Source organism: Pseudomonadales bacterium, assembly GCA_024234435.1.
Taxonomy (GTDB): Bacteria; Pseudomonadota; Gammaproteobacteria; order Pseudomonadales; family Porticoccaceae; genus JACKOF01.
In genome coordinates this window covers 344903-359100 of sequence record JACKOF010000001.1, presented here as the reverse complement: position 1 = coordinate 359100, position 14198 = coordinate 344903, and the positions used below count along the sequence as shown (strand labels likewise).

The 14198-nt window shown below is 50.8% G+C and carries 17 protein-coding genes; 10 read left to right on the top strand and 7 right to left on the bottom strand.

What is annotated here, in order from left to right:
* Positions 1-82 precede the first annotated feature (82 nt).
* Both H7A02_01735 and H7A02_01730 read right to left on the bottom strand, forming a co-directional pair.
* On the bottom strand, positions 83-823 hold the full coding sequence (locus H7A02_01735) for a response regulator transcription factor (protein MCP5170976.1): 741 nt from the start codon (positions 821-823) through the stop codon (positions 83-85).
* A 9-nt stretch (positions 824-832) separates the two neighbouring features.
* On the bottom strand, positions 833-1891 hold the full coding sequence (locus H7A02_01730; protein ID MCP5170975.1) for a histidine kinase: 1059 nt from the start codon (positions 1889-1891) through the stop codon (positions 833-835).
* Between the two features lie 414 nt (positions 1892-2305).
* On the opposite strand from H7A02_01730, the gene argH reads away from it, so the two are divergent.
* Together argH and H7A02_01720 are read left to right on the top strand one after the other, a co-directional pair.
* Positions 2306-3727, top strand: a complete 1422-nt coding sequence (argH, locus tag H7A02_01725; protein ID MCP5170974.1) for an argininosuccinate lyase — start codon at positions 2306-2308, stop codon at positions 3725-3727.
* A 115-nt stretch (positions 3728-3842) separates the two neighbouring features.
* A complete protein-coding gene (locus H7A02_01720) occupies positions 3843-4622 on the top strand; it encodes a universal stress protein (GenBank protein MCP5170973.1) in 780 nt (259 codons plus the stop codon).
* A gap of 23 nt (positions 4623-4645) precedes the next feature.
* Here the strand turns inward: H7A02_01720 and H7A02_01715 are convergent, their stop codons facing one another.
* Complete coding sequence (locus tag H7A02_01715; protein MCP5170972.1) at positions 4646-5152, bottom strand: O-acetyl-ADP-ribose deacetylase; 507 nt, start codon at positions 5150-5152, stop codon at positions 4646-4648.
* Positions 5153-5315: 163 nt separating this feature from the next.
* Here H7A02_01715 and H7A02_01710 point away from each other — a divergent pair, with 163 nt between their 5' ends.
* On the top strand, positions 5316-6881 hold the full coding sequence (locus tag H7A02_01710) for a SulP family inorganic anion transporter (GenBank protein MCP5170971.1): 1566 nt from the start codon (positions 5316-5318) through the stop codon (positions 6879-6881).
* A 1-nt stretch (position 6882) separates the two neighbouring features.
* Here H7A02_01710 and H7A02_01705 read toward each other — a convergent pair whose 3' ends face one another.
* Both H7A02_01705 and cyaY read right to left on the bottom strand, forming a co-directional pair.
* On the bottom strand, positions 6883-7572 hold the full coding sequence (locus H7A02_01705) for a carboxylesterase (GenBank protein MCP5170970.1): 690 nt from the start codon (positions 7570-7572) through the stop codon (positions 6883-6885).
* Positions 7565-7894: an iron donor protein CyaY gene (cyaY, locus tag H7A02_01700; protein MCP5170969.1), complete on the bottom strand. Its 330-nt coding sequence runs from the start codon at positions 7892-7894 to the stop codon at positions 7565-7567. The genes H7A02_01705 and cyaY overlap by 8 nt, the downstream gene beginning before the upstream one ends.
* A gap of 73 nt (positions 7895-7967) precedes the next feature.
* Here cyaY and H7A02_01695 point away from each other — a divergent pair, with 73 nt between their 5' ends.
* The 7 genes from H7A02_01695 (at position 7968) to H7A02_01665 (ending at position 13308) form a co-directional block, all read left to right on the top strand.
* Complete coding sequence (locus tag H7A02_01695) at positions 7968-8111, top strand: lipoprotein (GenBank protein ID MCP5170968.1); 144 nt, start codon at positions 7968-7970, stop codon at positions 8109-8111.
* A 19-nt stretch (positions 8112-8130) separates the two neighbouring features.
* Positions 8131-9405: a diaminopimelate decarboxylase gene (gene lysA / locus H7A02_01690; protein ID MCP5170967.1), complete on the top strand. Its 1275-nt coding sequence runs from the start codon at positions 8131-8133 to the stop codon at positions 9403-9405.
* Position 9406: 1 nt separating this feature from the next.
* Positions 9407-10237: a diaminopimelate epimerase gene (gene dapF / locus H7A02_01685; protein ID MCP5170966.1), complete on the top strand. Its 831-nt coding sequence runs from the start codon at positions 9407-9409 to the stop codon at positions 10235-10237.
* A complete protein-coding gene (locus tag H7A02_01680) occupies positions 10234-10926 on the top strand; it encodes a DUF484 family protein (protein ID MCP5170965.1) in 693 nt (230 codons plus the stop codon). The genes dapF and H7A02_01680 overlap by 4 nt, the downstream gene beginning before the upstream one ends.
* Positions 10927-11005: 79 nt before the next feature.
* Positions 11006-11917 carry a tyrosine recombinase XerC gene (gene xerC, locus H7A02_01675; protein MCP5170964.1) on the top strand — a complete coding sequence of 304 codons (912 nt, stop codon included), beginning with the start codon at positions 11006-11008 and terminating at the stop codon, positions 11915-11917.
* Positions 11918-12001: 84 nt separating this feature from the next.
* Positions 12002-12736, top strand: a complete 735-nt coding sequence (locus H7A02_01670; protein MCP5170963.1) for an SIMPL domain-containing protein — start codon at positions 12002-12004, stop codon at positions 12734-12736.
* 11 nt (positions 12737-12747) lie between these two features.
* The gene (locus H7A02_01665; protein ID MCP5170962.1) at positions 12748-13308 is read left to right on the top strand and encodes a DUF523 domain-containing protein; all 561 of its coding nucleotides are present in this window, start codon (positions 12748-12750) and stop codon (positions 13306-13308) included.
* A 192-nt stretch (positions 13309-13500) separates the two neighbouring features.
* Here the strand turns inward: H7A02_01665 and H7A02_01660 are convergent, their stop codons facing one another.
* Both H7A02_01660 and glnK read right to left on the bottom strand, forming a co-directional pair.
* Positions 13501-13737 carry a DUF1059 domain-containing protein gene (locus H7A02_01660; GenBank protein ID MCP5170961.1) on the bottom strand — a complete coding sequence of 79 codons (237 nt, stop codon included), beginning with the start codon at positions 13735-13737 and terminating at the stop codon, positions 13501-13503.
* Between the two features lie 105 nt (positions 13738-13842).
* Entirely contained in the window at positions 13843-14181 is a 339-nt protein-coding gene (gene glnK, locus H7A02_01655) for a P-II family nitrogen regulator (GenBank protein MCP5170960.1), read from the bottom strand.
* Positions 14182-14198 lie beyond the last annotated feature (17 nt).

Below are 14198 nucleotides of genomic sequence, written 5' to 3'. Positions count from 1 at the left end.
CTGCTCTGAAATCATAACAGCCCAGAATAAAAAAGAGTGTTAGCCACTCCCGTAACGAGGTTGCCTGGAACGCATTCAAGCGCTATAACTGATCCAGCAGCTTGCGCAGTGGAGCCACGTGGCGTCGACTGACCTGGGGACGAATATCGAGCCCTTCCAACCTGACAAAAAACTGCCCATCGGTATTGCGTTCCAAACCCTCTATATGCCCCAGAGAGATCAGTGCATTGCGATGAATCCGCACAAAACGACCATCGAACTCCTCTTCCAGATCCTTGAGGGTTTCATCCAACAGCGCTTCCCCTTCCGTATGATACGCCGTGACATACTTATGGTCCGCCTGAAACAGGCGCACCTTGGCAAGATCAATCAGGTCTACACCACGGCGTGTCTTCGACGCGATATGTGAGCGCCCATCACCGTTTGCCAACTGTGGCGCCTGTTGTAATTCCTCGAGCTGCGCCTTATTAACGCGCTTCGCTCGCGTCACAGCCTGCTCCAGCTCTATCTGCTTCACCGGCTTGAGGAGATAACCCACAGCCTGGGAAGAAAATGCTTCCACGGCATAGTCATCATATGCTGTACAAAAAATAATGGCCGGCGGCGGCTCCAACTCAGCCAGATGCTGCGCTGCAGCCAAACCGTCCATCCCCGGCATACGAACATCCATAAACACCAGATCGGGTGAGGCTTTCTGAGCAACGGATAATGCTTCTTCCCCATTTCCCGCCTGCCCCACCAGCTTCGTGTCAGACACATTGGCCAGCATCCGGGTCAGCCTGTCCCGAGCCAGCGGCTCGTCATCCACCACCATTATTTTTATCATCGTTTATTACCGAGCAACCGAATATTTAATGCGGGTAATATAACAATTTTCTGTTGTTTCTGCAGTCACACGGGCACTACCGCCAAAGTGTGCATGCAACCGCTCACGAATATTGTGCATGGCCATTTTATTGCCCTTGTTCTGTTGCTGGACGCGATGCAGCGGATTAGTCACAACAATTTCAATCTGGTCACCACGCCGCTTTACCTCAACCGAAATTTCACCACCTTCCTGAAGCAGCTGAATACCATGATAAACCGCATTTTCCACAACGGGCTGGAGGGTCAAACAGGGGATCATCACACCTTCACCGTAATCACCGATCTGCCATGTTGTCGTCAGTCTGTCACCCAGCCGTAGTTTTTCCAACGCCAGGTAGCGTCGGCAGAGAGACAGCTCATCCCGCAGGGGCACCAATACATGTGTATCCGTCAGCGCGTGTCTAAACAGATCGCACAGGTCCTCAATTACCCTTTCTGCCTTTTCCGGATCCGAGCCGATCAGACTGGCAACCATGTTCATACTATTAAACAAAAAATGGGGGCGAATCCGCGATTGTAGCGCCTGAATACGGGCCTCAAGCTCTGCTCGCTGCCTGACCCGCAACTGCTGTTGCAAAAACAGATACCGGAGCATAATACCCGCAGGAATAGCTGCGATAATGAGAAATTCGACAGGTCGCCAGAAATTAAAAGCCGATTCAACCGATTCCGGAGATGACCACCACAACACCGCCTCCGCAAACGCACCACAAAGCAAAGCCACTAGCAAAATTGCCATGAAACCCAGAGTAGCCGCCCTGGTAACATCCTGCTGCGACAACCAGGGCCGGAGTTTACACAGCAACAAAGCACTTAACAGAGAAATCCACAAGGCCATCATGGAGACTTTGGCAAAGAACACCCAGTCAAACTGCTGCAAACCACTATTGACAACAGCAATCAATAGCGCCAATAGCTCTGACATCACCACGACGGCCAACAGGCCCTCTCCCTGACAAAAATCGGGCAAAAAGCCGTCTTGCGGAGAAGCGGAACGCGCTACACTCTCAAATTCTTTATCCATCAATGCCCCTCTGCCAAAAGCTGTTATCAGGTGCCTCAGCCATTCCATGGCGACTGGTAAGTTCTACTTGTTCAACTTATTGTTATTGTGTCTAAAAAAAGCGCCGACAGTGAAGCATGACACCATGATTCGATCAACATATTCGTCGAAAACAAAGCTAAAAGGCATGAAAACATCAGAAAATACCGGCCTTCAATTCGACAAAAAATGCAGAAAAGTAAAACAAGGTTGACCGCGATCGTAAACAATGGTTTACTTTTCAGTATGTTGAAATTAAGCGAAGTGTTGCCGCACTTTAACGGCAAAAAATCTGAACTGGCCTCTGCCCTGGATATATCCAAACAGGCTATTTCCCGCTGGGACGAGGACAAACCAATCCCGGAGCTACAGGAAAAAAAGTTGCGCTACGAAATATTGCCTGGCGTCTTTGACGATCAGAACGAAGACACCCGTGACGCAACCAACTCCGCCTGGGGTGGTCGATTCAGCGAAGCCACCGATGCCTTTGTGGCGCGTTTTACCGCATCCGTAAGTTTTGATCAGCGCCTGGCAAAACACGACATTCAAGGCTCCATTGCCCATGCCACCATGCTCACTAAGGCGGGGGTGCTGACAGACACAGAACTGGACGCCATCAAACAGGGCCTTGCCGGGATTCTCTCGGAAATCGAATCCGGTACATTCGAGTGGTCAATTGCGCTGGAAGATGTGCATATGAACATTGAAGCCGCCCTGACACAAAGAATCGGCATCACCGGTAAAAAACTGCACACCGGCCGCTCACGCAATGATCAAGTCGCCACCGATATTCGCCTCTGGCTGAGAGATGAAATTGATCTGATAGCACTGGAACTGCAACGTTTGCAACGAGGCATTCTGGGCCTGGCCGAGCGAGAAGCTGATACCATCATGCCCGGGTTTACTCACTTGCAGACTGCACAGCCCGTCACCTTCGGCCATCATTTGCTCGCCTGGAACGCCATGCTTGAACGGGATTACGGCCGCCTGCAGGATTGCAGAAAACGGGTTAACCAGTCACCTCTGGGTGCTGCAGCGCTGGCAGGCACTACCTATCCGATTGACCGCCAGCTAACCGCCGAGCTACTGAATTTCGAGTCCGCTACCAGCAATTCGCTTGACTCTGTCAGTGATCGCGATTTTGCCATCGAGTTCTGCGCTTTTGCCAGCTTGCTGATGGTTCATCTCTCCAGAGCATCGGAAGAACTGGTTCTCTGGACTTCTGCCCAGTTCAATTTTATTGATTTACCGGATCGCTTCTGCACTGGCTCTTCCATCATGCCACAAAAGAAAAACCCGGATGTCCCTGAACTGGTCAGAGGAAAGACAGGTCGCGTCAATGGCCACCTGATTTCGCTGCTGACACTCATGAAATCACAGCCACTGGCTTACAACAAAGACAACCAGGAAGACAAGGAACCATTGTTTGATGCGGTTGACACAGTCAAGGACTGCCTGCGGGCCTTCGCTGATATGGTGCCGGCCATCAAGCCGAAAAGAGAGAGCATGCGTGAAGCCGCCCGCCGTGGATTTTCCACAGCAACCGATCTGGCAGATTACCTCGTTCGCAAGGGCATCCCTTTCCGGGATTCCCACGAAATAGTCGGCAAGGCGGTCGCCTATGGCATCGCACAGAACAAGGATCTTTCTGATATGTCTTTAAAGGAGCTGCAGCAATTCTCAGGCACCATTGAACAGGATATATTTGACGTGCTGACTCTGGAGGGGTCGGTAGCCGCACGGGATCACATTGGCGGCACGGCACCCCGGCAGGTCATCGAAGCCGTTAAGCAGGCGACGCTTCGGCTTGACAACTAATCAAGGAAATCCCCCGCTAGCGATTGATTTGAGTCATAACGGCAGCTGACATAATCGTTACAATGAACATGAGTGAGAAGGCCGCTCTTTCATTGATCTAATCAGGAGACAAACTGTGCAAAAGCAAGAGAAAATTCTGGTCGTTATCGATCCTTCCCGGGATGAGCAACCCGCCCTAGAGCGAGCAATAACCAATGCGCAAATCAGGGAAGCGGAAGAGCAGTCGCATCTGGTTCTGCTGGTAACCGCGGGACGCTCTGTCGGAACCAGAAATCTGGCGTGGATTAACCAACTGCAACAGTCCGTCGAGAGCGAAGGCATTGACAGCGAGCTGATCGTCAGCTGGTCGCAAGAATGGTCTGCCAACATACTCAATACTGCCAATGAATTGCATGCCGACATGGTCATGCTGCCGCTCTACGATCAACAGACCGGCAACCAGTTAATCAGCGATGAAAAGTGGGCGTTGCTGAGAAAATGTGAATCCCCCATCCTGCTAGTGCGGCCGGGCGGTAAACCAAAACGCAAGTCTATTCTTGTCTCAGTCAAAATGCAGGATGGGTCTTACGATGACCTGAACCAGCGCATTCTCGAACGCGGCTCTTGGGCGGCATGGCGATACGGCGCTGAACTGCATGTGGTCAATGCATACAGCGATTCCATGAACTTCCCTGATCGGGGCAAAATCAACAACATGGTTAAAATCGAAAACGACAACATCCATATTCAACAAGGAGAGCCTGGAAAAGTGATCTCTGAAGTTGCTGAAAAAGTGGATGCCGATATGATTCTGGTTGGCACCAAACGCCGTTCCGGGATCAAAGCAGCACTGCGAGGCAACACTATTGAGAAAATAGTCGGAAGCCTTTCCCAGGACGTCATGTTAATGATCTAAAAAACGGAGACAAGCCAGCCGGGTTAGACAGCCAGAAGCTTTTGATAAAACAAATAATCATTGTGAGAAAAGCAGCAGAAAATGACTTCTTCAATGGTATTCTGTTCCGCAAGCTGTTCCCGCACGGCATCAACGGCGAGCCTCGCTGCAGCCTTGAACGGGTACCCGTAAACACCGGTGCTGATGCAGGGGAATGCCACTGAAGTCAGCTCCTTTTCAACAGCCAGTATCAACGCACTGCGATAACAACGGGTCAACAGATTTGGCTCGTTGGCATTGCCACCCTGCCAGACTGGACCGACAGTGTGGATAATATACCTGCAGGGCAATCGATAGGCCGAAGTGATTTTAGCACTACCGGTTTCACAACCACCCAGACGTCGGCACTCAGCCAGAAGCTCTGGGCCTGCGGCCCGATGTATCGCCCCATCCACCCCGCCGCCACCCAGCAATGATCGCTTCGCAGCGTTTACAATTGCATCCACTTGTAGCGTTGTAATGTCACCTTCACAGGCTGTTAACTGCGCCATTTTTTATTCTTCCGTATAACCGCCGTTATCTCCACTTGACATAACCCATAGCCACGCCGAACACATTCATCTGACAACCTGAAACCCAATTAATTTTGGCGAAAAAATCTGCATTCTGTTAGCATGCGCGGCTTTTCGCATCACCATCCCCCAAGGCCACTCTATGTTCCAGCTTGGATCTTATCTTCCCAGCAATCTGAAAAATGAAATTCTGTCGGGGCTCACCGTTGCCCTGGCACTGGTTCCGGAAGCAGTGGCCTTTGCCTTTGTCGCTGGCGTAGAACCAATGGTGGGCCTCTACGCAGCATTCATGATGGGGTTGCTGACAGCGATTTTTGGTGGTCGCCCTGGCATGATCTCAGGTGCAACAGGAGCTATGGCGGTCGTCATGGTTTCCCTGGTTGCCGAGCACGGTGTGCAATACCTGTTTGCGGCAGTGATACTAACCGGCATTTTACAAATGCTGGCGGGCATTTTTAAACTCGGAAAATTTATCCGCATGGTGCCGCATCCGGTGATGCTGGGCTTTGTAAACGGGTTGGCCATTGTGATTTTTCTCGCTCAACTGGGCCAGTTCACCATAAAAAATCACACGGGTGAAATGGTCTGGATGTCTGGCCAGACACTTTACATCATGCTTGGGCTTGTAGCGCTGACCATGGCGATAATTTACTTTCTACCCAAGCTTACTACAGCCATCCCGGCATCTCTGGCTGCCATTGTTACCGTCACATTATTAGTTATTAGCCTTGATCTTGATGCCCGCAATGTGATCGATTTTGTTCGCGACATGGTGCCCACGGAACAGGTCGCCACTGTCACTCTGGAAGGAAAACTGCCCGTGTTTTCACTGCCCGATGTGCCTTTTTCAATGGAAACCCTGATGATCATCTTGCCCTATTCGGTCATCCTGGCCGCCGTCGGCCTGATCGAATCACTGCTCACGCTGACACTGATTGATGAGATCACCAATACCCGCGGCCGCGGGAACAGGGAATGCCGGGGGCAAGGCATCGCCAATATTGTCAATGGATTTTTCGGCGGTATGGGCGGCTGCGCGATGATTGGCCAAAGCATGATCAATATTAATTCCGGTGGCCGCGGTCGATTGTCTGCCGTTTGTGCCGCGCTGGTTTTATTGATCATGATTCTGTTTACAGCCGATCTGATTGAGATGATTCCACTGGCTGCACTGGTAGGTGTGATGTTTATGGTGGTACTCGGTACTTTTGAATGGTCCTCATTCCGTATTATCGGCAAGATACCGCGCAGCGATGCTTTTATTCTGGTATTGGTGTCCGGCGTCACGGTCATCAGCGACCTCGCCATTGCGGTCATTGTTGGCGTTATTGTCTCGGCACTGGTTTTCGCCTGGAACCACGCCAAACATATTCATGTAGAAAGCTATATGGACAATAATGGTTATAAAGTTTACGAGCTGCGCGGACCCGTGTTTTTTGGCTCTGTTGCCAGCTTTAAAAAGCTGTTTGACCCGGAAAACGACCCGGATCACGTTGTTATCGAATTCCAGCGATCACGTATCAGCGATCACTCGGGCATTGAGGCGCTGGATGGACTGGCAGACCGCTACCTCCAGCTGGGCAAGCAGCTGCACATTCGTCACCTGAGTTCGGAATGCAGGATCTTACTGAAGCGCGCAGGCAGCCTGTGCGAGGTCAATGTTCTGGAAGACCCCAATTATCATATTGCGACAGATGAGCTGGCTTGACCTAACCACCAGAACTCGCTAGCACCTGTTGTAACCAACGGGAAATATCAGCGATCTGTTCAAGACAAACCTGATGCTCCATAGGGTATGTCCTGTAATCCGGCCGATAACCCATTGCCTGCAATGTCTCCACTGCCTTGCGGCCCATCTGTTCCTGCACCATCGAATCATAGATGCCGTGCATCACCTGAATCGGTATTCGGGCATTGGCCTGGTTCAGCTCGACCGTGTTCGCTGTCATAAAATAGGTAGAAAGCGTTAACAATCCAGCCAAAGGTTTCGGGTAGGACAGTGCCACCTGATAGGCAACTGCACCACCCTGAGAAAACCCCGCCAGCACAATTCTTCTGCTATCGATACCCCTGCCAATTTCCTGCTCAATTAACTGCTCCACCCTATCGGCAGAAACCATCAATTGCCCGATATCGACCTTGCGCTCAATATTCATTTCCAGAATGTCATACCAGGCAGGCATTACAGCGCCGCCATTGATGGTTACCGGAATTTCCGGCGCATGAGGAAAAATAAATCGCACAGCCATATCTGCTGGTAATTTCAGTTCGGGAACCACTGGCTCAAAGTCATGCCCGCTGGCACCAAGGCCGTGGAGCCAGATAACAGCAGCATCCGGATGCTGACCGGTTTCAAGCTCGATATATGGCAAGTCGACACTTTCGTTATTTTTATTCATCGTCAAAATCCAGTGCAACAAACTCTCCGGCCTGCTCTGTGCAGACCCGACTCAACAAATCTCTGAATGTTTCTGCGGTAGTAGTACAGACCCAAACTCCGTTTTGTAAGGCGAAATGATAACCACCGGACTTAGCCGCGAGCCAGATTTGCAGCATGGCTGGCTGACGGGAAATAATCACCTTTGAACCATCAGCCTCCATTGTTAGCGTCATCACACCTGCGCTGGTTTCGTAATCGATATCCACACCGCATGCATCAATCGCTTCTTCTACCGCCAGCATCAGCTCATCGCCTCGCTGATTAAATTCACTTTCGTTCATTCAGGGTTCTCCAATGAGGTACGCAAGTATATACTCTCGGTCAATTTCTTGAATTCAAAAATGCAGGTTTTCAATGCGACTAACAATGGTTTTTCTGCTGCTGATTGTCAGCTCCACCTTATCAATTAGCGGCTGTGGCAATAAGGGGCCTCTGTATCTCCCCCAAGAGGAGCCGGTAGAACAAACCGGGCAACCTGCTTCTGAAAAAACGAGCTGATTGATACCCCTTACAAGCCATGACACATTTTAACTATCACAGCGGCGAGCTTTTCGCCGAAGGTGTACCCTTAACCGCTGTTGCAGCACGCTTCGGCACACCTACTTATATCTACAGTCGCGCAGCGCTAACTGAGCATTACCTCGCCTATGAGCAGGCCCTGGACGACTATCCTCACCTGATCTGCTACGCCGTTAAAGCCAACTCAAACCTGGGTGTCCTCAATATTCTTGCACGACTTGGCGCCGGTTTCGATATCGTTTCCATTGGCGAACTGGAGCGTGTATTGGCCGCTGGCGGCGACCCTGCGAAGATCGTTTTTTCCGGCGTTGGCAAACAACCCGCAGAAATGGCCCGCGCACTGGAAGTAGGCATTCACTGCTTCAACGTTGAATCGGAGCCAGAGCTTGAGACGCTCAATCAGGTCGCCAGGCAAGCAGGCAAAGTGGCTAACATATCTCTTCGCGTCAATCCCGATGTGGATGCCAACACGCACCCCTATATATCGACAGGTTTGCGAGAAAACAAATTCGGGATCGATATCCTCAGTGCACCAGAAGTGTATAGGCAAGCCAGCCAGCTCAACCACGTAAACATTGTCGGTGTAGACTGCCATATCGGTTCCCAACTGATTGATACGTCGCCATTTCTGGATGCTCTGGACAGGGTTCTGGTACTAATTGACGAGCTGGCCAGTGAAGGCATACAGCTCCGTCATATCGATTTGGGCGGCGGCCTTGGTGTGCGCTACAAAGATGAACAGGCACCTCACCCCGCTGACTATATCGGTAAAATCAAACAACGCCTTGTCAATCGAAAGCTGACATTGATTCTGGAGCCCGGCCGCTCCATTGCCGCAAATGCCGGCGTCTTGCTAACACGCGTTGATTATCTGAAAACCGGTGAAGAAAAAAACTTCGCCATCGTTGATGCCGCCATGAACGACATGATCCGGCCGGCTTTATATCAGGCCTGGCTGAATATCGATCCGGTTGCACCCCAAAAAGGAGAGATCCGTTGTTGGGATATCGTTGGGCCAGTTTGCGAAACAGGTGATTTTCTCGGCAAGGATCGTCATCTAACCCTTGCCGCAGGTGACCTGCTTTGTGTTGGTTCCTCCGGCGCTTACGGTTTCACCATGAGCTCAAATTACAATAGCCGCGGGAGGGCCGCAGAAATCATAGTAGACGGAACACAAATGCACTGCGTGCGCCAGCGGGAAACCGTTGCGGACTTGATGCAAGGTGAATCTGTTCTGCCGGACGCGCCAACACCCACAGCGGGAAAAAGCTGACATGTTATTGCGCTTTACCAAAATGCATGGCCTGGGTAACGATTTTGTTGTCATTGACGCGGTGACACAGGATATCACTATGACACCCGAGCTGGCCCGCCGCCTGGCAGACCGGCGTTTTGGTATCGGTTGTGACCAGGTTCTGGTCGTAGAGCCACCCACACAACCTGATATCGACTTCCGTTACCGCATCTTCAATCAGGATGGCAATGAAGTTGAACAGTGCGGCAACGGTGCCCGCTGTTTTGCAAAATACGTTCGTGATCGCCGTATGTGCGGCAAGAAAATCATCCGTGTGGAAACCAACACCGGCATGATTGAGCTCAAAACGCAGCAAAGTGGTCGCGTCGAAGTGAACATGGGAATACCCGTACTGGCACCTCCCGCTATTCCGTTTGTTGCCGATCAGCAGGCCATCACCTACCCACTGGAGGTCAACGGCCAGCTTTTATCTATCAGCGCCGTTTCAATGGGCAATCCGCACGCCATCCTCCTGGTAGACAGGGCTGACACAGCGAAGGTAGAAACCCTTGGCCCCGCTATCGAACACCACCCCCGCTTTCCCAACAAGGTGAACGTCAGCTTTATGGAGGTTGTCAGTCGCAACAAAATCAACCTGCGTGTATTCGAGCGCGGCGCCGGAGAAACCCTTGCCTGCGGTACCGGTGCCTGTGCAGCGGTGGTAGCGGGCAGGCTGCAAGACCTGCTAGACTCTACAGTGACGGTAAACCTTCAAGGAGGGAGCCTGGATATTCATTGGCCCGGAGAGGGCGAAGCTGTCATTATGACCGGGCCAGCAACCACGGTTTTTCATGGGCGAATAAGAATATGAGCAAAGATAAAAAAACCATCATCAGTGCCGCGGAGTTACAAGAAGCACAAATTCTCACTTACCTCCAGGAAAACCCGGGGTTTTTTGAAGACCACCCGGATCTGCTCGAAAATATTCGCCTGCCCCATGAATCCGGCGAAGCGGTATCCCTGATTGAACGTCAAGTTTCCGTGTTACGGGAACGCAATCTTGAAATGCGCTCCCGGCTCGGCAATATGCTGGAGTCAGCGCGGGCCAACGACAAACTGTTCGAAAAAACCAAACGACTGGTTCTGCGCCTGCTGGAAGCACAGGATTTAAACAGCGTAGTAGAGACACTTTATGACAGCTTGGGTACGGACTACCAGATAGAAAATTATTCCCTGTTACTGCTGGGCGACAAACACGAAATACCCCAAAGTACCGCCAAGGTTGTGGGACTCGATCAGGCCCAGAACCAGATTGGCGCCCTGTTGCGGACCAACCGCGCTATCTGCGGCATTATCCGCCAGGAAGAAATGGCCTTCCTGTTTGGCGAAAATGCCTTTCAGATTGGCTCCGTTGCCGCCGTACCTTTAAGTCATGGCACTACTTTTGGCATCCTGGCCATCGGCCACAGTGATCCGCAGTACTATCGCAGCAGTATGGGCACTCTGTTTCTTACCTATATTGCTGATATTCTTAATCGCATCATGCCGAAAATGCTTTGAAAAACGCATATCCCGAAAAAGAACACTCGTACCAGACCGGCAAAAGTTTTCGCAACAATAACTGCGAACCGCCAATCTCATGACCCATTCACCACTTTTGCCTCAGGCCTGTACCGCTTTTGCTGAACACCTGACCAGCGAAAGGCAACTCTCCTCACATACCGTTAAGAGTTATCAACGCGACCTGAGCAAACTGATGGTCTGGTGTCAGTCGAACAACCTGCTCTACGCTGCCGACATCAACAGTCACCATATACGACAGTCACTGGCACAATTACACCGCGTCGGATTGAGTGGACGAAGCCTGCAACGCTGGTTATCGTCATTGCGAACCTTTTTCAATTTTTGCCTGAGAAATGGCTGGACTATCGCCAATCCTGCCAACGGTATCCAGGCGCCAAAGAGCCCGAAAAAACTGCCCAAAACTCTGGATGTAGATCAGGTTACCCGGTTCGTTTCACTGCCTGCCAGCAACTGGATTGACTGCCGGGATCATGCAATCATCGAGTTATTCTACTCGTCAGGGTTGCGACTTGCCGAATTGATCAGCTTGAATATTGGCGATATTGATCTCCGGGGCCAGACTATGACCGTAACAGGAAAGGGCAACAAGACCCGAAGCCTGCCTGTCGGCAAACACGCAGTAGAAGCCGTAAACATCTGGCTACAGCGCCGCAGGGAAATAGTGAATGCCGACGATACCGCCCTGTTTGTCAGCAAACGGGGAAAGCGTATTTCTGCCCGCACCATTCAGGACCGCCTGCAACAGCTCAGTGTGCGACAGGGCATGCATGGCAAGGTTCACCCCCACATGCTACGCCATTCCTTTGCAAGTCATCTGCTTGAATCCAGTGGCGACCTGAGAGCCATTCAGGAACTTTTAGGTCATGCCAATATCTCCACCACCCAGGTGTACACTCACCTTGATTTTCAGCACCTCGCCAAGGTTTATGACAACGCTCACCCTCGGGCCAACAAAAAATCACAGTAGCGTCCGGCAGGCAACCAATACCAGAGCAACTTTATCGACAACTATCACTCTAACCTGACTGCAATAAAACAATGGAGCGTTATCGTGCGAAAAACTACCCACCTGATCTTTGCTTCCCTCTTCTTCATAGCCAACCTGTCGGTGCTCCCTGCCCTTGCCCACGATGATCTGCAGCGGCGAGCCATATCCACCAATGGATTTGGCGAAGTAAAAGTAAAACCGAATATGGCTGTGATCAATCTCAGTGTCCGCGCCCACCATCAGTCAGGAAAGGCTGCCAAACAAGACGTAGATGACCGGGTGAATAATTTTCTCGCTGTTCTGAAAAAAATCGGCATCAGAGAAAAGGATATTGTTGCTTCCAGCCTGAGAGTATCTCCCCGTTACGAACACTATTCAGGCAGCCGACAATTCAAGGGCTATGAAGCAACACGCACCCTGACAGTGACCTTATACGAGCTATCAGACTTGACAGATGTAATGGACAAAGCGCTGGAAAACCGACTGGAAGGCATTGACCAAATCAGTTATGACCACAGTGAAGCGGACAAATACCAGGCACAGGCACACCAACTGGCCATCGAAAATTCCAAAACCAAAGCCAGGGCTCTTGCAGCAGCCTATGACACAGCGCTTGGCCCGGTGATCACAATCAATTATCACCATAGAAACCCGGTTTACGGCGGCATGAAAGCGGAAATGTCAGATAGCGTGGCTGCCGTAGCTATGTCGCGTTCGCAGCCTGGCACTTACATTGCAGATGAACTGGTATTCAGCGACAGCATCCAAGTCAGTTTTGACCTGATTGTCAGCGAATAACGGTATCAAACATGAGCGATTTATCCGACACCGGCTTCAACCCGGACAAGGTACAACAACCAAAGGTAGGCATCAGCGCCTGCCTGCTGGGTGAGCATGTTCGCTATGATGGCCATCACAAGTTCCACCCATTGATCAATGAACTGTTGACCCCCCGGTTAAATCTGCTGCCCTTCTGCCCCGAAGCTGCAGCCGGACTCGGTATTCCACGGCCACCTGTCCGGCTAATAGAAACACATGGAGAAATCTCTGCCCTCGGGGTTGAAAACCCCCAACTGGACGTAACCAGACAACTCATCCGCATCAGCGAACACTTCGCTGCCCAGCCAAACAACCTGGTGGCCTACATCGTCAAGTCCCGCTCACCCAGCTGCGGCGCTGGCAGTACACCACTATTTGATGCACAAACAGAGCTGCAGGACCATACCGATGGCTTATTTGTACAGGCACTGAAGAAGACTCACCCCGATTTACTTATTGTCGAAGAAAGCTGGTTAAGCTCGTTCGACAATTGTCACCAGTTTATTGCCAACTGCTATGACAAACAGGCGATGCAACACGCTCTTGACTGAGCTTTTAACTGTCGATATGCGCGTAATACTGATATCAGAGACAGCCAGCTTCGGTCCTGTTGCTGACAAAATAAAAGGGAGCTTCCGCTCCCCTTTATTTAACACCATCGAAACATGATCTTCGCAAACCTTTCGGGCACTTCAAATCACAAATCGGTTGTACTTATTATGTGCGATTACTCTCAAAACCGGTTAGCTTTCAGGTAATGCTTCGAATTCTTGCCTTTTGCTTTCGAACCATTGTTCCATCGCGCCGGGTTCTTGCATTAACTGCTGCATTTCATTCATTGCTTTGAGATGGCCTTCATCATTATTTTGAAACATCTCCATACCATGAGCTTTACTTAGCCCTGCCATTTCTTCAAAAGTGTTTGCATGAAACTCTTCGTCACAAGCTCCACCAAGTTGCTTACAGGTCATAGTTTTCATGCGACTTCTCCTTGTTCGTTTCACACAGAACGACAAATCAGCAACCGCAAAAAGCAGAGCTTTTTGGTATCCGAGTGAATTTTCCCTGTTATGTTACAGGCAAGGCTATATGGCTTCGCTACCGGTCTCTCCGGTGCGAATACGCGTCACTTGTTCCAGCGACGAAATGAATATTTTCCCATCACCTATCTTGCCCGTGTTCGCAGCTTTAATAATTGTTTCCACGACGCTATCAACCATATCGTCATCAGCCGCAATTTCCAGCTTCACCTTGGGGAGAAAATCAACCACGTACTCCGCACCGCGATACAACTCAGTGTGCCCCTTCTGGCGACCAAACCCTTTTACCTCGGTAACAGTGATACCCTGTACCCCAATATCGCCCAACGCTTCGCGAACATCATCCAGTTTAAAAGGCTTAATAATGGCAGTAATAAGCTTCATGATTCCTAGTCCTGTAT

Excerpts from the sequence above, each read along its gene's own strand:
- H7A02_01730 (MCP5170975.1), bottom strand. The coding sequence starts at position 1,891 with ATGGATAAAGAATTTGAGAGTGTAGCGCGTTCCGCTTCTCCGCAAGAC.
- H7A02_01715 (MCP5170972.1), bottom strand. The coding sequence starts at position 5,152 with ATGGCGCAGTTAACAGCCTGTGAAGGTGACATTACAACGCTACAAGTG.
- H7A02_01710 (MCP5170971.1), top strand. The coding sequence starts at position 5,316 with ATGTTCCAGCTTGGATCTTATCTTCCCAGCAATCTGAAAAATGAAATT.
- H7A02_01705 (MCP5170970.1), bottom strand. The coding sequence starts at position 7,572 with ATGAATAAAAATAACGAAAGTGTCGACTTGCCATATATCGAGCTTGAA.
- cyaY (MCP5170969.1), bottom strand. The coding sequence starts at position 7,894 with ATGAACGAAAGTGAATTTAATCAGCGAGGCGATGAGCTGATGCTGGCG.
- H7A02_01695 (MCP5170968.1), top strand. The coding sequence starts at position 7,968 with ATGCGACTAACAATGGTTTTTCTGCTGCTGATTGTCAGCTCCACCTTA.
- lysA (MCP5170967.1), top strand. The coding sequence starts at position 8,131 with ATGACACATTTTAACTATCACAGCGGCGAGCTTTTCGCCGAAGGTGTA.
- dapF (MCP5170966.1), top strand. The coding sequence starts at position 9,407 with ATGTTATTGCGCTTTACCAAAATGCATGGCCTGGGTAACGATTTTGTT.
- H7A02_01680 (MCP5170965.1), top strand. The coding sequence starts at position 10,234 with ATGAGCAAAGATAAAAAAACCATCATCAGTGCCGCGGAGTTACAAGAA.
- xerC (MCP5170964.1), top strand. The coding sequence starts at position 11,006 with ATGACCCATTCACCACTTTTGCCTCAGGCCTGTACCGCTTTTGCTGAA.
- H7A02_01665 (MCP5170962.1), top strand. The coding sequence starts at position 12,748 with ATGAGCGATTTATCCGACACCGGCTTCAACCCGGACAAGGTACAACAA.
- H7A02_01660 (MCP5170961.1), bottom strand. The coding sequence starts at position 13,737 with ATGAAAACTATGACCTGTAAGCAACTTGGTGGAGCTTGTGACGAAGAG.
- glnK (MCP5170960.1), bottom strand. The coding sequence starts at position 14,181 with ATGAAGCTTATTACTGCCATTATTAAGCCTTTTAAACTGGATGATGTT.